The sequence below is a fragment of the Vibrio sp. OPT18 genome (assembly GCF_015163615.1).
Classification (GTDB): Bacteria; Pseudomonadota; Gammaproteobacteria; order Enterobacterales; family Vibrionaceae; genus Vibrio; species Vibrio coralliirubri.
Genome location: NZ_JADDYK010000033.1, coordinates 253,806 through 272,804 on the forward strand (window position 1 = coordinate 253,806; position 18,999 = coordinate 272,804).

The following is an 18,999-nucleotide window of genomic DNA, read 5'->3' on the forward strand; positions in this document are numbered from 1 at the left end:
TCACTCGAGTTCAACCCTTATAGTGATTGAAACCAGTCCCATATACCTAGTGAAAAGCTCTCGAACAGATCGATACCCAGTGCAGACTTTAACAAATACAATGCCAGTAGAGCGAGCATCCCCCCCGCAAGGACAAAGGTAGTTAGCAATACCGTTGTAGCATAGACTATCCATTTAGACTCACCTTGACGCTCTGCCGTACGACGATCACGCCCACTCAGCAGCACCACATAGTAGCGCTTGCCGAACCAAGGAAAGCTTTTACGGATATCAACGGAGTGTTTTGCGACTAAGCCAACTTGATTAACTGCTTTTTCAATGGCCTGCCTTTGTTCTTCACTCAAGCTTTGTTGCGTTTCTTGCTGTAAAACTCGGTAAAATTGAGTCACTGCCCGGCTCTTATCAGGCTCATCCGTGTCATTATTTTTATTACGACGATTCGTCACATTTTCTTCCCAATATTTTATGGTAAACACTCACCGTTTGATTAGCGATTTTATGCCAGTCATATCGCTCTAAAAAGTGTTGATAGTCTTGTCGCGGCACCACACACCTTTTCTGTATTGCCTGTGATAATTCATCTATATTTTTGACTGGGAAATAGCAATCAGGTTCAAGTCCAACCGCACAGTTCGGCGCGATATCGCTAACCACCACGGGTAAGGAATATGACATCGCTTCTAGCAGTGCAATAGGTAGGCCTTCATGATAAGAAGACATTACGAATAACTTAGCTTGAGAAAATACAACTTGTAGTTCCTCCCCTTTGAGAAAACCGGTCAATATCACGCCTGGAGTGTCATTCGCTGCTTGTTTTAATGAGCGACTGTATTCACTTTCATGATCGGAATCTCCGATCAGTACGAGCGGCATATCAAGCTTGGATTTTGCGTAGGCTTGAAGAAGATCATGGAAGCCTTTTTCTTCAACAAAACGTCCTACCGCGACAATATATCCTCGCGCACTTAACTGGTAGCGCTCTAATATAGATGATACGACATCAACAGGCAGAGACTTAGCCGGGTTAACTCCATTATAAATAAGATGTGCATCATCTCTTTGATAAGATTGCTTAATAAGGTCATTAATCACCTCTGATATGACAATGACTTCATTGGCATATTTAACGGCAAAACGCTCACCGAGCTTCAAAACAATCTTTGCTAGCTTCCCCCATTTCTCACGCTGATAATCTGGACCATGATGGGTGAATACCACTTTCTTTCCAATCAAACGCAACAGTGGCACGACTAACCCAGGGCCGATCGCATGAACATGCACCACATTCGAGCCATCCGTTAAGGTAGAAAACGCCGCAATAGTCGAGTGAACGATAGCTTCTAACGATGTCTTTTTCGGAGCCCACAGTGCTTTGGCCGCGACCCCCTTATAACTCCTCGTTTTATAAGCGACATAAGGAGAACGAGCAATAACCTCTACCTCAAATCCTTGCTTAACAATAAGAGGGTAAAGGTGCTGACAGTGAGTTTCGACTCCTCCTAATACATCAGGAATACCACGCGTCCCTAGTACGGTTACTTTCATGATTGCTCACCCAATAAATTTTGATACAAATCGACCAACTGCTGATGATGTGCTCTCAATGAATAGCGCGACTCTAAGCGTTGTCTTGCTTGTTCACCATAGTACTTTGTAAGCTCTGGCCGTATCGCAAACTCATCCATCACATTGGCAAGATCATGGGCATTACCCGCTTCAAATAAACGCCCCTCTTTTCCATCTCGAACTTGCTCAGGGATACCTCCAATATTTGCGCCGATAATAGGCTTCCCGTACGACATAGCTTCAAGCACTGACATAGAACAGTTTTCATAGCATTCCGAAGGGACAATAACTGCACTAGCTTGTTTTATGAGTAAATGTAAATCCGGCCCCGTTTTAAAACCTAGCCACTCGACCTTACTCTGTTTCCCTGAAAGGGAGTCTGCAAGTGGTCCTGTACCGGCTATTTTTAATGGTATCGATTGGTTGGACAACTCGTAAGCCGCTACCATTGTCGCCACGCCTTTTTCCTGACTCAATCGCCCTAAATACAAAAAATATCGATGATCTGCCACATCTTGCTGGTCAACGTTCTCGTCAATGCCATTCACTATGACCTCAATTCTATTATTAGGAAGCTTACGACGAATGATATTGGCTAAAAACTGACTAGGTGAAACTATCACATCCAGTGATTGATAGTTCTGAGCGAGCGATTGATAAAGCGCCTCTATAACAAGCAAGCCACTTTTAAACCATGACCCTTGTTGGCAACGATACTTCAACGCATTGAAAACACTACCTTGTAAACAAGCTTCACAGGTTTGCCCATCACGATACATTGTATAACTAGGACAGGCTATTTTAGTATCATGAGCGGTTAGTACGGTTTTACATCCGGCTTGTTTAGCAACCTTGATAATTGAGGGAGTCAGTTGGTGATAAATGTTGTGAAAGTGAACGATATCGGGTTGCTCAGTAGCAATCAACTCAGACAGCTTTTCACACGCCTCTGTGTTATGTACAAACCGCATTGCCGTTTTCAATGTGCTGAATAAAGTAGCATTAGCGTAATAATCTACGTTATCGACGAAACTAGCACTGTAATCAGATACCAAGTTGTCATTGTGGACCATTGAAAAGTCGATAACCGAAAACCCTCGCTCCATTAACATTTCTCTTTCTTGAAAAAAGACCGTTTCAGCGCCTCCCTTTAAGAAAAAAAACTTATTCACCACCAATACTTTCATGACACATCTCGCTCTAACACTTTATGTGACGGTGGTTGATTTGGGTCTTTAATGGGCAACAACAAACCATTTACCAATCCGGCTGCAAATACGGTCAAATTAATAATGCTCTGCGCACCGTCCTTTATTGAGCTGTTTTTAAACGCTTTCGCAGCAAAAAAAAGCATCAATGGCAACAAGCTAATGGTCAACAACGAAATATTGCCCACCAACAAGGTCAATATTAACCAAACAAGATAGCAAGCAAAGATCAGCTCATTACGCACCACACTCACAGCTTTTCGAAAGTACGCTTTACCAAACGCGCTCTTTAGCAATTCGCCTGACGCAAACAAATAACCACGATTCCATCTGTAACGCAGTAACGTTAACGTCGGCATGTCATAAGAGGTATGATGAAAAAACGGGGTATCCAAGCGACGCAATTTGTGACCTGCATGTTGAAGCCTCATACCAAGCTCAGCTTCTTCATAGGCATGCAATGTGCGATGTGTAAGATAACCGATATCATTGACTGCACTCGCCCGATACAGTCCCCCCCCGGCTAAATGACTACAATCACCGATAGGGTATATTTTGTGATGCCTTTGTTGACGAGATTTAAATTCGTAGCTATTCGCTTCATCCATTTCAACCGTCCCCGCCACCGCGGCGTAAGTCGACTCTTTTTCCAAAAATGCTATCGCCGCATCAATAAATCCGTCTTGTAAACGCATATCACCATCCAATAACAGTAGATACTCACCAGTGCTATATAAATAGCCAAGTTGATGGCCTACGCCGCAGCAACGATCATTAGCGTTGATTAACGTCACGACTTTAGCGCCATTCTCTAACGCAATTCTTTGCGTATCATCATCAGATAAGCTATCGGCAACAATTATGTCATATTGATAATTGTTGAGCTGACTTTGGATGCTTTTAATCGTCGCAGCAATACCATCTTGTTCATTGAGTGTTTTTATAATGACGGTAATTCTAGGTAAAGAGCTCATAACCTTGCCCCCGATTGAATAACAGACTTGCGTATGATTAGACTTGCACCAAGTGAAAAATAGAAAAGGAACTGCAACATAGGCACCAACATTAAAATTTGGCTGTAAGGTAAGCTTAATAAACCTGCAAAAATAAATGCAATCAACGCAGGTTGCCAAGAGAGCAATTGAATGTCTTGCATCGATAACTGCTCACGTTTTAGCGCTTCCTTAGGCATCGACACCTTTAGCGTCAATAAAATTGGACATAAAAATAGGACTAATCCAACGACGCCAAATTCCCACAACATCATACTTAGTGACGTAGAATCTAGAAGGACATTAAATATTTGATTTAAGAAACCTGGAGCTACCGAACTACCGTGGTTGGTTGCATTTAACCCATAACCAAACCACACGTTAGACCATCCATAAAGCTGACTATTATCCAACCAGAAAAATAGCGTGGTCATCCGCCCTAACTCTCCCGTTGGTAAGATGTAATTTGAGTCATATATATACTCTAAAGAATCCCAAAACACCTTTAAAGCACTGTGGTCAGGGTCGGTATCGAAAGCGGTTGCGTAAGACGCAGCAAGGACAACTATTGCCAATAAAACTAACACCCCCATGGTGAAAACCATAAGAAGCACTTTCTTAATATCCTTTTGCCTAACGCCGTAAACATAGCTAGGGCACAGCCAAACAAATATTAAAAGTATAGGAGCAAGCAAAATGACGAACTTAACTTCACCAAGAACGCACAAAATAAACGCGGCAACAATATGCAGTATCATGTTAAGCCGACTAACTACACCATGCCTAAATTCAGACAATTTAAGGAGCATTACAAGTAAACAAAATAATCCTAATGCTGCCGTATTCCCCCCGCCCATAGGGTCACCACCGAAAGTCCCAACCACGGAATCCCACTTTTCAAATTCACCTTTCAAAGCGACACGTTGTGGAACAACAACTAAAATCTGATACAAGATAACTGGGAATTGTAGATAGAAAGTCCAATACAGCATCTGTACCACCCGGTAAAGCTGCGACTCTCGGATAAACCCCAATAGTAAACATAGAAAAATAAGCGACAATGCAAGTTCGTTCTTCCAACCTACAATGGTCACCGTCAGCCCATTTTGTAGAACTGTCGACGCTAAGATCAACGTATAGGCACCCACCAACAACAATGTGAGCACTGTTTCTATAGTATCTAATTTAACCGTTTCATAATTGGTTTGCATCAATAGCAACAAAACCATCGCAGAGGCAGCAACAAATGGTAGCCAAAGCACTGCACCAACACCAGTTAGGTACTGTACTAGCCCACAAGCAACTAACGCAACAAACGTGTATACCTGCAAAAACAGACCATTATTTACCTTCAAGTCGCCTCCATCGTTCGACGAAGTCGCAAAGCCGTTTTATTCACTTTGAAATAAATAAACAAGTACCGAATCGAAGACAGTACGGCGAAAGCAATAACCGAATATGCATAATCACTTATAAAAAATGGCAGCGTACCTAAAGCCAATACCACCACCATAAGTTGCTCAAGCTGAATGCGAAGGAAATACTTGGGAGATCCATAAACCAACTCAAGAACGGTCAATGGGCACACCGCTAGCGCCATAAACAAATACGGTAGCATATAGCGAGACGTTGGCACTGAAGCGACCCATTCAGCGCTAAACCCTAATTGCATCACTATAGGGTAGAAAATGAAGACTCCAATTACCGCCGCCATCCCCAAAGCAAAGAGTAATCGGCGCACTTTGGAGAATTCGGCGTAATTGAACTGATTATGCCGAAAGTCGACGGACCAACTGGAAAAAATAGAGTTTCTTACAGCGTTACCAACAATCACAATAGGCGCTAAGCAAAATCGGCTGACTACGGCGTAATAACCAGCCACGGTAGGGCTGAACCACACGTTAATAAGAATAACGGGTAAATTGTTATTCACCATTGCCAAAACCTCAGCGCTCCCAACTTTGACAATATGATGTTTGTGTTTACGGAAGAACAATGACAGAGACGAAAGCGAGAATTGATTCATGTTCATCACGTTCCTTGGTAGTGAGTAACCAATACATAGCAGCATGTACACTAACAACGCCCCCCCCCAAGCCCAATAAAATGCACTCAAATCTTCGCTGACAGAAACAAGTAACAACACCAATATAGAAATCGATGTTCTTTGTAAGGCGAGCGACTTCATTTTTCCATCTCTAAGCAGTAAATTCTCAGAGATCAAAACCCATGCATGCGCCAACGTTAACATCAGAATTTGAAGTATGGGACGGTCAAAAAAACATGCTATACCAATAGAGTAAATGAACGATGCACAAACACTGAACAGCAAGCAAAATGATACGTTTTGCCCTAATTCATTAGGTTGTTGTTTTGGCAGTAATAACTGTGATGCAAATGTACAAATTTGTGCGCCAATTAAGGCAATACTGTACGTTAACGCGTATGAGCCGACTTCCGACATCCCGTACCAATGCGAAATCAACCATATCGATCCTGCCCCAATTAACTGAGACAATATCGATGATGTTGCAATAGTGGAAATGCTTTTAAGCAAGCTCACTAAGAATCCTCAATATTGAGTAAATCCATACTACCTTGAGCAATAAAACGCAGAGATTCTTCACCTACAATCAGGTCATCACTCACTTGATTGAGAACTCCAAAAGCTGGCTGGTTCAACAACGGCGACAACTTATTCAGTTGATACTGTATTTCATTCGCCGTATGTTGCTCAGATTTGACCACGACAATCAGGCTGTCCAAAAGGCGCAATAGGAGCTGTGCATCCTTACTATCATTCAGAGGCGGAAGCTTAATGATGACAGATTCAAAACGCTGACAAAGTGCCAACAATGCAGATTCACATTCTGGACGAGCAAAAAAAGTTAATGGTGACTCTGCCAGAGTACCAGGGGCGATATAAGACAATCCCTGCGATATTGGCATAGTGACTTGCTCAATATCGAGTTGTAGTGCTTCTTGTAATGATGAAGATTTGTTTTCATCACTTATTTGTATCGAATTCAATTGGCTAAACACCAAATGACTAAACCCAGCAATTTCCTCCTGCTCGTTTAACTTAGCGGTACTGCAGTGACTGTCCGCAATAATATCTCTTGTAAATTCGCCTTCTCCACGATAATCCAAATCAAGCAGTAAGGTTGGTTTCACTTCACTGACCGCAGCAGCTAATAACAACGCCGTCGTCGTTGCCCCTTCTTGTCGGTATGACGATACGACACCAACGCATTGGCTGCTGGGGCGAGCTAAAGATAATGCGGTATAAGCGCCATTACCGATCTCGTTCGCATATAGGTTGGAAAGGATTTGCTTACCTAACGCCCATGCCGGCATCGGTTCACTAATGAATGTGGGCATATCCGTCAGTGGAATCAACCCAAGCTTTGCCTCCAACTGTGCGAGAGTTGTTATTGTTTGTTTGGTGGCAGCCCGAATAATGACAATCAGAACGCTAATTATCATTGTCATTATACTTACCATCACGACTAACAATGGTTTATTAGGTTTCGCTGGGCGCTCACTGACCACCGCAGGATCGTAAATTCGTGCGTCTTGCTCTCTATATGTTGTGTTAAGAGCATGCTCAGTTGTACGCAGATAAAGCTGTTCATATAGCGATTGTTTTTGAGTAAGGTCGGCCATCAAACTGTCATAATGCTCACGTTTATCAGCGAGTGTAAAAAAGTCCTTTTTATGTAAGGCTAATAGCGCTTTATAGTGGTTTTCTTTGATGAGTTCTGCTTGATATTTTTGCTGAAGCCCCAGCTTTAACTCATCAAGCAGCTGTACGGTTTGTTTATGAATAACCTCTATTTCAGCATTGGCTTCAAGAACTTTAATGTGTTTTGGCCCATATCGTCGATTAAGATCAGACAGTTTCCTTTTTGCTTGTATAAGTGCAATTCTAAGATCTTGAAGCTGAGGATGAGAAGAAAAGTCAGGCAACGAGGTGAGACTCGCCGTGTCACCTTTCATGTATTTGTTCACTAATTCATAATTGGCTTGCGCGGTCAGGCGCCGCTCTTTTGCATCAGCCAATTTATTGGTAATAATCCCGAGTTCTTCTGTTTCAAATCCATCAACACCGCGAAAAGTCAGTAACCCTTCTCTTTGTAAAAACGCGTCTATTTCTTGTTTTTGCTGGCGAATTTGCTTTTTGAGCACACCAAGTTGTTGCTGATTCCACAGCTTAGCTTGTTGGGTTTTCGCTATTTTTTGCTCCACCGTATAGTCAATAAAAGCTTGCGCTACTACATTTGCTATCCTTGAAGCTTGTTGTGCGTTCGCGGATTCATAAGACACATAAACTAATTGAGTTAAGCGCACTGAAGTAAACGTTAGATGCCGTTTCAACTCTTTAACAGCATGTTCAATACGTAACTCTCTAGACAATGTCCAGTCGCCATTATCAGTCAGCATTGCCCCGTTAAATTGTTCATTTTGTTGCAGCTCTAGCTCTTCAACGGCTTTGACCAACACCACTCTAGATTGCATAAGGTTAAATTGAGTTTCATAGTATTGTGAGCGAGCAGAGTCATAATCTTCTATCGGGTCAATCGGAGAAGCATTGTCCGGTTGCGCCTTAATCAATACTGTCGCCGTCGAGACGTATTTAGCCGTCATCGACCAAATCACCGGCAGACTTAACCCTGTTACTACCACTGTAATCAGCAATAACTTAAGCCCATGATTTTTCAGAGCGCCCAGAAGCGGTGCAAAGTTGACGTTACTTTCTAAAGGTTTACCACGTTCTACCATTAATTTTTTCACCTTAGAAAAAGCTCTTCTCAACAATAACAACATCGCCAGGATAGACTGAATGTGTCATGTCGACTTTCTTTATCAATACTTTTTGCCCTGATGGGCGAATGTTAATATCACTTCTATCGGCTCTATCGGTGAAGCCACCTGCCATAGCAATCGCTTGTTCAACCGTAAGTTGTGGTTCATATTCATAACCATTTGGGCTTTCAACTTCTCCAAGAAGAAAAAATTTCCGAAATTCTTCCATAGTGACAGTTACCATTGGCGAGCGAATAAACCCAGCTTTCAAACGAGTTTCAATGTCGTGCTCTATCGAATCTGTCGTTTGTCCCGAGAGCTGTACTCGACCTATATAGGGGAAATTAATATCACCACGCTTGCCTATCTTTAGCGACATCGACATTTCTTTCTCTCCATACACCCAGATTCGTATCGTGTCTCCTGGTCCCAAAAGGTACTCTCGGGTCTCACTGTTAGCTGACTGATGGCTATTTTCAAGAGTCTTAGAAGTAGTGCCTTTCACTTCTTTTTCAGGTGCTGTCTTGGTTGCGGTTGCGGTTGCGGCAAAACTAATACAGCTCATCAACACACAGTAACCTAATAGCAGTAGCTTTATTTTTTTCATCTCTAGATCTGTACCTTTAGTGTCAATCCAATTGTGTTTTTGTCATAGCCAAGTTGACGACTCACCGGGGATTGGGAGTTATCTCCGATGAAAAACACCACTTCATCCTCGTTCGAACGTTTACGGGCGAACTGATAGTTCAACTCAAGCCGAATCGACGGCCGAAAATCATACCCTAACGTGACCGACGCAACGTCTAGATCATCCTTTCTGTCATTCTGTTCTACCCGATAGTCATCGACTTCTCTTCCATAATCAACCGTAGTACTTAACCGCTCGACCCACCAATGATGTTTCCACGATATACCGACCTTAGTGTTAAGAATATAACCACCTTCTTCCGTTGGGTCTTTGACTCTGCGCCAACCATATAAAGACCACTTCGAATGCTTGAGTGGTTGCCAGTTAATATTAGCGTCCCAATTTAAACCACTGAACGATTGTGCCTCGCTGTTATTCGGAAAACGCTTGTACAACCATGCTAAATCAGTCTCTATTATCAGTTTGCCCGTTCGTTGGGACTTCAAACCGACGAGCGCATAATGTTCGCTCGAATCCTTAGCCGAATTTGCTTCATAGCTTCTTAGATTACTAATTAGACTGTATCGAAAGCGAGTCCGCGATGAATATTGGTCGAACAATTCAGCAGTTATAGTATTTTCTTTCCATTCCTGCTCTTTTATATAATGGTAGAAGTCACTGGATGCGCTTTGTATTTCGTCCAACTCATCAAACGTTATATCTTTAACCTGCCAAGCAAAGTCTAATTTCCCCCGCCCCTCAGGCGACCCATAGCTATATCGTATCTCACTATTTAGGAACCGGTTTTGTAACGGTGTATTCACCCCAAAAGATGCAAACTGAGTAGGATTGAAACCTTCCGTTAGCTCTGTACCCCTTTCCTCATGCCCCCAATCTTGCTGGATAAACCAATCAAGGCCGTGCTTAAGCCCAAACCTCAACGAAGATTGAAACATTAAAAAATGGTCGGTGTAATCATCATCACTTGCACTGTCATAGCGCGAATAATCACCAGAGTAAACCAGCACATATCGGTCCTCTCCACGCTCGCCTACTGCACGTAAATACGGTGTTAATTTGGTATAAGTTGAGTCTAGCTCATTCATCGATTCAACTTGGTATGTCACATTGGAATCCTGACCATACTCAACGCCGACATGTGACTGAACATCAATACCCGCGACTGAGATATGCGACTTGGGAGTAAGCTCGGCATGACAAACTTGGCTAACCAAACCAAGAGAAAACACAACATTGACACTTAATAGGCTAGTACGCCTTTTCACTAACAAACCCTTTGAAAACTGTTAGAAACACTATTTTAATGTCCAACCAAAGCGACCAATTCTGTAAATAAACGATGTCATACTGAACCCGCTTACTCATTTTATCGACGGTTTCGGTCTCTCCACGATAACCATTAATTTGCGCCCAACCTGTTATGCCGGGCTTTACTTTATGCCTAATCATGTAGTTAGATACGATCTTCCGGTACTGCTCATTATGCGCAACCGCATGAGGTCTTGGCCCTACGATAGACATTGAACCTTGTAACACATTAAAAAATTGAGGAAGCTCATCTAAGGATGTGCGGCGAATAAACGCACCAAACTTTGTCACTCTTGGGTCTGAATACGTTGCTTGTTTAAAATCGACCCCATTCTCCATCACATTCATAGAGCGAAATTTCCATACCTTTATCTTTTTCCCACCCAGACCATAACGATCTTGTTTAAACAAGATAGGACCTTTAGAACTGAGTTTGACTCCGATTGCCACAGCGCAAAGAACAGGCGTAATAAGTAACAAAATGAGGCTAGCTAAGACAATATCCTCGATACGCTTAGTCACCCCACCCATGCCATCAAAGGGAGTACCGAAAATACTTAACGTTTGTACATGACCAATTGACTTAAACTGGGACGCAGAAAGGTTATAGCTATATAGATCAGGAACCATAAAAGTATCAACGGTTGTATCAGATAAAAGAGTTAAACAGTCAATTATTCGCTCTTTCGCAACCATAGGTAACGCTATATAAACTTCATCAATCTCGTTGTTTTGTGCCTTTTCAATCAGCATATCCACTCTTCCTACGTAGCGAGACTTAATCATGTACCCAAATCGCTCTTCCCTTCGGTCATCATACAGCTCAATCTTGATATCCTGACTCCTATAAAAAGTCAGCAATTGTTTTTCCAAAACGAGCGCTGCTGGTGACAATCCGACAATCGCGATTCTCTTTACCTTTTTGTACTTTTTAAAGCACTGTCGGTAGATAGCAAAGGCAACCACTCGAACTAAAATGGTTGATAACATTGCGCTGGCGAACCAAATATAATACAAGCCATTACGAAAGTGACTTATTTGACTTCCCACCAAATCCGCCACGTTATATTTAACGATTTCCATCGCAATCAAGGTAAGGAAGGCTGTCGCCAAAATACGAAGAATAGAAGAGTCAAGGCGTCGGCGAATATGAGTTCGGTATAAATGGCAATACTCACCAAACAACAAAAAGAATGTCGCGACGAAGAAAGCCCCTGCAACATCGATTGCAGTCTCATCAACAAATGCCGTATTTACAATAATTGTTAAAGAAAGGTTTATTAGCAAAAAATCTGTAGCTTTAAACAAGGGTGCATAACCGTCTTCTGCAATTTTCAGGGCTTGTTTTATATTCATACGCGAAAATACACCTCGAGACATATGGTTAACTGTATTCAATTGATATTAGCCAATTTTTGTCCATTTTTTATTCTGTGGGCACAGAAAACTATAAGTTACCCACTAGGTGTTGTGTATGAACGTGTTTATCATCAATTTTACGATCGGCTTATCAATCAAACTAGCTGTTATCATATCCTCCCTTCTCGAAGGACACACTACACCCTTTGAAAATTTTACAGAATACTTTCAATGGATTAATAGCGCTGTTCGATACATCAGAAATGACTAAACCAATGTGTAAAGTCTTTTTTACTTTTCCGGAGACGATTGATTAGGTTGCCTACCAAGTAGAAAGCAAAGAAGATTCAGACGAAGTAGCGTCTGCTGTTGTGTTGCCTGCGAATTGAGAAAGGTACGTAATTTATCTTCATTGAATACACTAGCTGTGCTTCTAAAAATAAAACGCAAGCAAACTCATTGTTATGCATGTCTTTGCTTACATCAATATGCACCAGCATTGATAACCATTAACAAATAGTTAATCATCGGTACCCATTGTTACTATAAGGAAATAAAAATGAAGTGGATATTTGTTGTACTCGTCAGTGTTTTCTCTGTGTTCACATACGCAAAAGATTGGAAACAAATTCGCTTTACGGTGGAAGGGGCCTACCCACCGTTCAGTTGGACAACGCAAGATGGTGAATTAGAGGGGTTTGAAGTCGATTTAGCCAACTCCTTGTGTATCGAATTAGAAGTAAAATGTATCATCTCAAAAACTGATTGGGACGGTATTATCCCATCTCTTTTAAGCCGTAAAAACGACGCAATCATTGCTGCGATGACAATTACCGAAGAACGTGAAAAGAAAGTTAACTTCACGATGCCTTACGCTAAAGTTCCCACTCGTTTTGTCATGGAAAAGGGGCGTGAAATCAATATGGATGACGGCAGCTTAAATGAACTAACAATTGGAGTTCAGCGCGCTACCATTGGTGACAAATACCTTTCCGAGATCTACCCAAATGTAGATATCAAGCGTTATGGATCATTCGACGAAGCCTTTACCGATTTACTCAACGGGCGCCTAGATAGCGTGTTTGGTGGTTCTATGGGACTGAATGCGGGCTTTCTTGAAACGGAACAAGGTAAGGACTATCACTTTACGGGTCCTAAATTTACAGAAGAAAAATGGTTTGGGCGCGGTATTGGTGTAGCTGTTAGAAAACAAGATGACGAATTAAAAGATCTTATCGATAGCGGAATACAAAAGCTGATCGACAATGGCCAGCACCAAAAAATTGCGAGTAAATACTTTTCATACAGCATTTACGAATAGTTTGGTGGCTTTCAAACAGTGTAGACAATGACTGCTTGCACTTTTTGACAGGCTTTGGGGTGATAGGATTTTGAAAATATTGAACTGGACAATCTGAAAGATTTAGACAATATTTGAAGAAACGATTTAAAAAGCTCCAGATAGCAAAAAGCCGCTCATAAAGAGCGGCTTTTTTAAGGGGTGGGAACCCAGCCACATCCCGGCACACAAGTCACTCGCTGCGGCTGCTCCCTTCCAGGCCTGACCGAGTTCACGAGCTATTGTTGCGGGAGGACCAGGCCCCCATAGATTCGTTTTCTAAGAGGCTTGCCTCAAAGAGTGATTGGATTATTAAGCATCACAGCAACCATTGCAAGCCCTTCCACCCTATTTTTGAACAATTGCGGTCTAAGTGCTTATCCTTTATTCAAACCACTAGAAAATCGCAGGTAAATTCACCATTTACCTGCATTTGGAAGGTTTGGATTGCTGGAGTGCTAGATATCGATGTCTTCGTTATCTTCTGTGCGAATGATGTAGTCTGTCATCCACGCTGTACCTAATAGACACAACCACACCACAAAGACTGGGCTTGGTACTTCGATGCTTGGGGTAATCACCAGTGCCGCAAAACCAACCGTCGGCAATGTCCAACACAATAGTTTATTCCAGCGGAAGGTTTTCAAGCGCGTCAGCGTTTCCATCGATGCCATGATGCCCGTTACACACAAGGCAACCAAAGCGGCATAAGGTAAATCGGCTATCCATAATGGAAGTATTAAGCCTAATGACCACCAGCTGTGTCGGCTAGCGGGCTTAAGATGATTTGCCGCCCACCAAATCACGATGATTGATAAGGTTTGAAGTGTGGTAACCCACGGGACGCCTTCAAGCTTGCCTGCTGATTGTGTCACCATGATCCCGACCTGCAAAGTAGTCACAATCAAGCCGGAAATAATCACGACCGACAAACTACTGCGTCTTGAGAAGACCACCATCAATAGCGGGAATAGTACCCATGCACTGACAGACAGCGTGATAGGCTGTAAAGGAAGGGTTAGACCATAAGTGGTCATGGCAGCAAGCAAAGCTAATCCTGCTATGCCTCCCTGCGGTAAAATCCATAATGCAGGAATTACCATTGCAAGCACCGGGATATCTCCCTCACTTAAACTGATTGCTCTCGCGCAAACAACCGCTAATAATGTGGTGATCAAGAACTGAAACGTTGTAAATACCATAGCCCTCTCCTTCTACCGATCCGTGGTATTAATGAACTAGGAACATTTAGTATGGACCAATTTTTGAGCCAAATCTTTGCTGTGATTCACCAAATTCCATATGGAAAAGTAACAACTTATGGAGACATAGCACGTTTTTCAGGATTTCCGGGCTATGCGCGCCATGTTGGTAAAGCGCTGGGCAACCTGCCAGAAGGTAGCAAACTGCCTTGGTATCGAGTGATAAACAGCAAGGGTGAAATATCTTTAAAGGGTGATTCGTTCGACCGACAAAAGCAGCATTTGGTTAAAGAAGGGGTTGAGGTAAGTGATGCAGGAAAGATCAAACTCAGAATATACAAATGGCAGCCCTAGAGCTGCCACTAATCGTCAATTCAACTGGCTAAATTAAGCCAATCAAGATGCCTTAACAGTGGCATCGACTTCTGATTAACGAACACCAACCAAACGTAGGTCTGCTTGCTGTGTATTTTCTACATCAGTAATTACTGACTTAATAGTATCAGTAGTGAAACGCAGTTTGCCGTCAACATGAATCGATGCGCGCATGTTGTAACGGTGGTTAGCTTTAATTTTGTCGTTGTCGTAGTTTAGCTCGAACGCGAACGGTACTTGCTTACCGTCTGTGGTGAACTCTTGAGTTGCGATAACCGTCGATGGTGCGTCAGCCAGTGAGATATCTTCTAGCGTAACGGTAACTACTGCATTCTCTGGCAGTGCAATTCTTTCACGATAGCTTACTGTTCCTGAAATCACTTGAGTGTTCTCTGCAACCACTTCTTGAGAAGCGTTCGTTTCTGATGTTGCTTGGCAACCAACAAGTAGGCCAAACGATACTAAAGACGTAATAAGAATTAGAGCCTTTTTCATATTCAATTTCTCTCAACATGTTTGCCGGACTCGGCAAATCTACTGACCAATTATAAGAGAGCTTTCATATTCTGTCTTGAAACCCTATGATTTATTGACAGATATCTGACTAAGCTAAATGATTAACACCATAATCTGACACCCATTTTACGAAGAGGAATGCTGGCGATGAGTCAACCTTTACAAGAATTACTAAGTTTACTTCAGCTAGAAAAACTGGAAGAAGGTTTATTCCGTGGGCAAAGTGAGAACCTAGGCCTACCACAGGTATACGGCGGTCAGGTATTGGGACAAGCGCTTTCTGCTGCTCGTTATACCGTCCAAGACGACCGTAGTGTTCACTCGTTCCACAGTTATTTTCTGTTTCCCGGCGATCCTGAAAAGCCAATCATTTACGATGTTGAGAACCTACGAGATGGACGCAGCTTTAGCACACGCCGTGTAAAAGCGATTCAAAATGGCCGCCCTATTTTCTATCTCACGGCTTCTTATCATGGCGATGCGCCAGGGTTTGAGCACCAGATTTCAATGCCTGACATTCCTGGACCAGAGAACTTTGCCTCAGAAACTGAATTAGCGAGCCACATCGCGGAATTCTTACCAGAGAAACTGCGCAAAACCTTCTGTGGCGAAAAGCCGATTGAGATGCGCCCGGTGACGGTCGTGAATCCACTGAAACCTAAGAAGACGGAAGCGAAACAGTACCTCTGGGTAAGAGCGAATGGTGCAATGCCAGACAACCAATTGATCCACCAATACCTGCTTGCTTACGCATCGGACTGGGGATTCTTGGTGACGGCGCTTCACCCTCATGAAGTCTCTATCATGACGCCAAATTTCCAAGTAGCGACGATTGATCACTCAATCTGGTTCCACCGCCCATTCAAAATGGACGAATGGCTGCTTTATGCGATTGAAAGCCCAACGGCAGCTAATACTCGCGGCCTAGTTCGTGGCGAGATCTTTAATCAAAAAGGTGAGCTCGTAGCGACAGCAGTACAAGAAGGTGTGATGCGCTTTACTAAATAGCGATCAAGCGCTGTTTTAAAAGCCCCAAATATGTACGAGAAAACAAAAAGAGAGGCTAGGTTTAATACCTAGCCTCTCTTTTTTATAACACTAACGAAAAGCCGTCACTTAAGAGTGACTAAAGTTTATTCTGCTTCTAGCGTAGGCTCAAACTCGCTCTGTACTCGTGTTTTGATGCCATCACCTGCGTCACGCAGTAGGTTAAATGGCGATAACACTACACCTTTCACCGCGCCCTCTGCGGCTCCCTGAGCGAGCTCTTTACTCTTATCCGCTAACAAATTAGCTTGTGCCAAAATGCCAGGGACTTCCGCTCGTAGCATTTCAGATTCCGTGACGATGACAGGAATAGTCTGTTCGCGGTAAGACTTACTTTCAGCGAGCATTGGTGGCATTACATCTACGCGGTATCTCTTTAATTCCGTTAATGTTGGAGGAATAACATCGGTTCTTACCTGCTCGACTTCCGTTCGAACATTTTTGACTTCATCTAAAATCGCAGGGATTTTGTTGTCGACCGAGGCTACCGTTTGATTCACATCATCGATCGTCTTTCTAACTTCTTCGACAGTGTTTAACACCTGAGGAGCAAGATCGCTGACATGTTCAGCAAGCGCTAATAGCTCTTCTACTTTAAGGCCTTTGGTGAGGCCCGATATGTCTTCGATAACTTGCGGATAAGTATCAACGATTTCACCGACTTTATTGGTCAATGAGTAAATGGTGTAACCCAAGTAAAAAATGGCGACCGCCAATACTAGCTGGATAGCGGTAGATACTTTTGCAAACATGAATAATCCTTTTCTTTATCGCAGAGGCGAGATCTAAACTGAGAAGATAGTTAAACTAAAGCGATAGTTAATCTATTACTAGGCGCAGCTTAAAGCGGCAATGCTGTAGTGTACTTCAACGGTTCCATCGCAAACGTCGAGGTCACATTAGAGATACCATCAATGCTATTCACCAAGCGCTTATAGAAATCATCAAAGCACTTCATGTCTTTAACCTGAACCTTCATCATATAGTCATATTCGCCAGCCATACGATAAAACTCCATCACTTCTGGAAACTCCGACACAGTATTCACAAAACGACCATACCACTCGTGAGAATGATCACTGGTTTTCACTAAAACGAACGCAGTAAAGGAAAGATCCAGTTTTTCCGGGTTCAGCAGTGCGACTCTTTTCTCAATAATACCGTTCTCTTCGAGGCGCTTAAGCCTTTTCCAACAAGGCGTTGTAGTGAGATTGACCGCTTCAGAAATGTCATTCAATGACAGGGTGCTGTCTTCTTGCAGTAACCCTAATATTTTTTTATCTACGGCATCTATCACACTTTCACCAAATCGCATTTAAAGAGAATAATTTTCTACAATTTAAGCAAAACAAAGCAAATATGGCAAAGTTTTTCTCTCGAATTATGGATAAATTAGAACCATACCAATTACAAAGAATTCCTACACTCGATCAGGAGAACGCTTATGTGCACTGACCATCAATGGATTAACAACGCGATTCGTAAAATTGAAGCGGACTACCAACGCTCAGCGGATACGCACCTTATCAAGCTCGATCTACCAAGTATCGAAGGCATTGATGTTTACCTTAAAGATGAAAGCACACACCCTACAGGCTCTTTAAAACACCGTTTAGCGCGTTCTCTGTTCTTATACGCTATCTGTAACGGTTGGGTTGGTCCAGAAACAACAATCATTGAATCTTCATCGGGTAGCACTGCGGTATCTGAAGCGTACTTTGCTCGCCTACTTGGCCTGCCGTTTATTGCAGTAATGCCAAAATGCACAGCGAAGAAGAAGATTGAACAGATAGAATTCTACGGTGGTCAAGCGCATCTTGTTGACCGCTCAGATGAAATTTACGATGAGTCTCGCCGTTTAGCAGAAGAGTTGAATGGTCACTACATGGACCAATTTACTTACGCGGAGCGCGCAACCGACTGGCGTGGTAACAACAACATCGCGAACTCGATTTTCAATCAAATGCAGATGGAAGATCACCCAGTTCCGGCTTGGGTAGTAATGAGCCCAGGTACTGGCGGTACTTCAGCGACGATTGGCCGTTTCATTCGCTACCAACAACATGAAACTAAGCTTTGTGTTGTCGACCCTGAAAACTCTGTATTCCACGAATACTTCCAAACCGGCAATGCGAACGTGAAAGGCAGTACATTCAGCAAGATTGAAGGCATTGGTCGCCCACGAGCAGAACCAAGCTTCATTCCTGGTGTGGTCGACGAAATGCGCAAAATTCCAGATGCAGCAAGTATCGCAACGACACATTGGTTATCTGACATTCTTGGCCGCAAGGTTGGCGCATCAACCGGGACTAACATGTACGGTGTGCTTCAGCTAGCCAGTGAAATGAAAGCACGTGGAGAAAAAGGTTCTATCGTGACTTTACTGTGTGACAGTGGTGAGCGTTACCTAGACACTTACTTCAATGACGAGTGGGTAAATCTGAATATCGGAGACCTACAACCTTATGCAGCGAAGCTAGAAGCTTTCTCGCAAACGGGTGAACTGGCTTAAGTACATTAACTAACAAGTTTACAAGGCGTTGTTGCCTAAATCAGTTGAACCTTTTCCAAGTCCCGTGATCTGAACCTTTGTGATAGTTAGAACGGTGGTGACATGGGTAAAGCGAAAAAG

At 42.8% G+C, this 18,999-nt stretch carries 18 protein-coding genes and 1 other RNA gene; 4 read left to right on the forward strand and 15 right to left on the reverse strand.

What is annotated here, in order from left to right; translation table 11 throughout:
- Positions 1 to 17: 17 nt before the first annotated feature.
- The 10 genes from IQQ51_RS07725 to IQQ51_RS07770 are packed head-to-tail and all read right to left on the reverse strand — an operon-like array spanning position 18 to position 11,885.
- The gene (locus IQQ51_RS07725; protein ID WP_322632743.1) at positions 18 to 446 is read right to left on the reverse strand and encodes a hypothetical protein; all 429 of its coding nucleotides are present in this window, start codon (positions 444 to 446) and stop codon (positions 18 to 20) included.
- Complete coding sequence (locus IQQ51_RS07730) at positions 430 to 1,545, reverse strand: glycosyltransferase family 4 protein (RefSeq protein WP_193840741.1); 1,116 nt, start codon at positions 1,543 to 1,545, stop codon at positions 430 to 432. Before IQQ51_RS07730 ends, IQQ51_RS07725 begins: the two co-directional genes overlap by 17 nt.
- Positions 1,542 to 2,753, reverse strand: a complete 1,212-nt coding sequence (locus IQQ51_RS07735; protein ID WP_193840742.1) for a glycosyltransferase family 4 protein — start codon at positions 2,751 to 2,753, stop codon at positions 1,542 to 1,544. The genes IQQ51_RS07730 and IQQ51_RS07735 overlap by 4 nt, the downstream gene beginning before the upstream one ends.
- The gene (locus tag IQQ51_RS07740) at positions 2,750 to 3,748 is read right to left on the reverse strand and encodes a glycosyltransferase (protein ID WP_193840743.1); all 999 of its coding nucleotides are present in this window, start codon (positions 3,746 to 3,748) and stop codon (positions 2,750 to 2,752) included. Before IQQ51_RS07740 ends, IQQ51_RS07735 begins: the two co-directional genes overlap by 4 nt.
- Positions 3,745 to 5,121: a capsular biosynthesis protein gene (locus tag IQQ51_RS07745; protein ID WP_193840744.1), complete on the reverse strand. Its 1,377-nt coding sequence runs from the start codon at positions 5,119 to 5,121 to the stop codon at positions 3,745 to 3,747. Before IQQ51_RS07745 ends, IQQ51_RS07740 begins: the two co-directional genes overlap by 4 nt.
- Complete coding sequence (locus tag IQQ51_RS07750) at positions 5,118 to 6,329, reverse strand: lipopolysaccharide biosynthesis protein (protein WP_193840745.1); 1,212 nt, start codon at positions 6,327 to 6,329, stop codon at positions 5,118 to 5,120. Before IQQ51_RS07750 ends, IQQ51_RS07745 begins: the two co-directional genes overlap by 4 nt.
- Entirely contained in the window at positions 6,329 to 8,560 is a 2,232-nt protein-coding gene (locus IQQ51_RS07755; RefSeq protein WP_322632744.1) for an exopolysaccharide transport family protein, read from the reverse strand. Before IQQ51_RS07755 ends, IQQ51_RS07750 begins: the two co-directional genes overlap by 1 nt.
- Position 8,561: 1 nt before the next feature.
- Positions 8,562 to 9,179: a polysaccharide biosynthesis/export family protein gene (locus IQQ51_RS07760; RefSeq protein WP_228012724.1), complete on the reverse strand. Its 618-nt coding sequence runs from the start codon at positions 9,177 to 9,179 to the stop codon at positions 8,562 to 8,564.
- Between the two features lie 2 nt (positions 9,180 to 9,181).
- Entirely contained in the window at positions 9,182 to 10,450 is a 1,269-nt protein-coding gene (locus IQQ51_RS07765) for an outer membrane beta-barrel protein (RefSeq protein WP_322632745.1), read from the reverse strand.
- Positions 10,451 to 10,469: 19 nt separating this feature from the next.
- A complete protein-coding gene (locus IQQ51_RS07770) occupies positions 10,470 to 11,885 on the reverse strand; it encodes an undecaprenyl-phosphate glucose phosphotransferase (protein ID WP_193840747.1) in 1,416 nt (471 codons plus the stop codon).
- A 562-nt stretch (positions 11,886 to 12,447) separates the two neighbouring features.
- Between IQQ51_RS07770 and IQQ51_RS07775 the strand changes: the two genes are divergently transcribed.
- Positions 12,448 to 13,209: a transporter substrate-binding domain-containing protein gene (locus tag IQQ51_RS07775; RefSeq protein WP_193840748.1), complete on the forward strand. Its 762-nt coding sequence runs from the start codon at positions 12,448 to 12,450 to the stop codon at positions 13,207 to 13,209.
- 183 nt (positions 13,210 to 13,392) lie between these two features.
- On the opposite strand, the gene ffs is transcribed toward IQQ51_RS07775, so the two are convergent.
- Both ffs and IQQ51_RS07785 read right to left on the reverse strand, forming a co-directional pair.
- Positions 13,393 to 13,489, reverse strand: an RNA gene (gene ffs, locus IQQ51_RS07780) — signal recognition particle sRNA small type.
- 196 nt (positions 13,490 to 13,685) lie between these two features.
- Complete coding sequence (locus IQQ51_RS07785) at positions 13,686 to 14,429, reverse strand: hypothetical protein (protein ID WP_017070265.1); 744 nt, start codon at positions 14,427 to 14,429, stop codon at positions 13,686 to 13,688.
- Positions 14,430 to 14,480: 51 nt separating this feature from the next.
- Here IQQ51_RS07785 and IQQ51_RS07790 point away from each other — a divergent pair, with 51 nt between their 5' ends.
- Positions 14,481 to 14,783, forward strand: a complete 303-nt coding sequence (locus IQQ51_RS07790; protein ID WP_060982945.1) for an MGMT family protein — start codon at positions 14,481 to 14,483, stop codon at positions 14,781 to 14,783.
- Between the two features lie 75 nt (positions 14,784 to 14,858).
- Here the strand turns inward: IQQ51_RS07790 and IQQ51_RS07795 are convergent, their stop codons facing one another.
- Positions 14,859 to 15,299, reverse strand: a complete 441-nt coding sequence (locus tag IQQ51_RS07795; RefSeq protein ID WP_193840749.1) for a YbaY family lipoprotein — start codon at positions 15,297 to 15,299, stop codon at positions 14,859 to 14,861.
- A gap of 168 nt (positions 15,300 to 15,467) precedes the next feature.
- Between IQQ51_RS07795 and tesB the strand changes: the two genes are divergently transcribed.
- Positions 15,468 to 16,328, forward strand: a complete 861-nt coding sequence (gene tesB, locus IQQ51_RS07800; protein ID WP_029224039.1) for an acyl-CoA thioesterase II — start codon at positions 15,468 to 15,470, stop codon at positions 16,326 to 16,328.
- 125 nt (positions 16,329 to 16,453) lie between these two features.
- On the opposite strand, the gene IQQ51_RS07805 is transcribed toward tesB, so the two are convergent.
- Entirely contained in the window at positions 16,454 to 17,119 is a 666-nt protein-coding gene (locus IQQ51_RS07805) for a hypothetical protein (RefSeq protein ID WP_193840750.1), read from the reverse strand.
- Positions 17,120 to 17,208: 89 nt separating this feature from the next.
- A complete protein-coding gene (locus IQQ51_RS07810; RefSeq protein WP_017062025.1) occupies positions 17,209 to 17,682 on the reverse strand; it encodes an Lrp/AsnC family transcriptional regulator in 474 nt (157 codons plus the stop codon).
- Positions 17,683 to 17,811: 129 nt separating this feature from the next.
- Here IQQ51_RS07810 and IQQ51_RS07815 point away from each other — a divergent pair, with 129 nt between their 5' ends.
- Positions 17,812 to 18,879: a PLP-dependent cysteine synthase family protein gene (locus IQQ51_RS07815; RefSeq protein WP_017064069.1), complete on the forward strand. Its 1,068-nt coding sequence runs from the start codon at positions 17,812 to 17,814 to the stop codon at positions 18,877 to 18,879.
- Positions 18,880 to 18,999: the final 120 nt, after the last annotated feature.

Bases quoted from the DNA above. Each gene is read 5' to 3' on its own strand.
- IQQ51_RS07730 (WP_193840741.1), bottom strand. From the start codon at position 1,545: ATGAAAGTAACCGTACTAGGGACGCGTGGTATTCCTGATGTATTAGGA.
- IQQ51_RS07735 (WP_193840742.1), bottom strand. From the start codon at position 2,753: ATGAAAGTATTGGTGGTGAATAAGTTTTTTTTCTTAAAGGGAGGCGCT.
- IQQ51_RS07740 (WP_193840743.1), bottom strand. From the start codon at position 3,748: ATGAGCTCTTTACCTAGAATTACCGTCATTATAAAAACACTCAATGAA.
- IQQ51_RS07760 (WP_228012724.1), bottom strand. From the start codon at position 9,179: ATGAAAAAAATAAAGCTACTGCTATTAGGTTACTGTGTGTTGATGAGC.
- IQQ51_RS07770 (WP_193840747.1), bottom strand. From the start codon at position 11,885: ATGAATATAAAACAAGCCCTGAAAATTGCAGAAGACGGTTATGCACCC.
- IQQ51_RS07775 (WP_193840748.1), top strand. From the start codon at position 12,448: ATGAAGTGGATATTTGTTGTACTCGTCAGTGTTTTCTCTGTGTTCACA.
- IQQ51_RS07785 (WP_017070265.1), bottom strand. From the start codon at position 14,429: ATGGTATTTACAACGTTTCAGTTCTTGATCACCACATTATTAGCGGTT.
- IQQ51_RS07790 (WP_060982945.1), top strand. From the start codon at position 14,481: ATGGACCAATTTTTGAGCCAAATCTTTGCTGTGATTCACCAAATTCCA.
- IQQ51_RS07795 (WP_193840749.1), bottom strand. From the start codon at position 15,299: ATGAAAAAGGCTCTAATTCTTATTACGTCTTTAGTATCGTTTGGCCTA.
- tesB (WP_029224039.1), top strand. From the start codon at position 15,468: ATGAGTCAACCTTTACAAGAATTACTAAGTTTACTTCAGCTAGAAAAA.
- IQQ51_RS07805 (WP_193840750.1), bottom strand. From the start codon at position 17,119: ATGTTTGCAAAAGTATCTACCGCTATCCAGCTAGTATTGGCGGTCGCC.
- IQQ51_RS07810 (WP_017062025.1), bottom strand. From the start codon at position 17,682: ATGCGATTTGGTGAAAGTGTGATAGATGCCGTAGATAAAAAAATATTA.
- IQQ51_RS07815 (WP_017064069.1), top strand. From the start codon at position 17,812: ATGTGCACTGACCATCAATGGATTAACAACGCGATTCGTAAAATTGAA.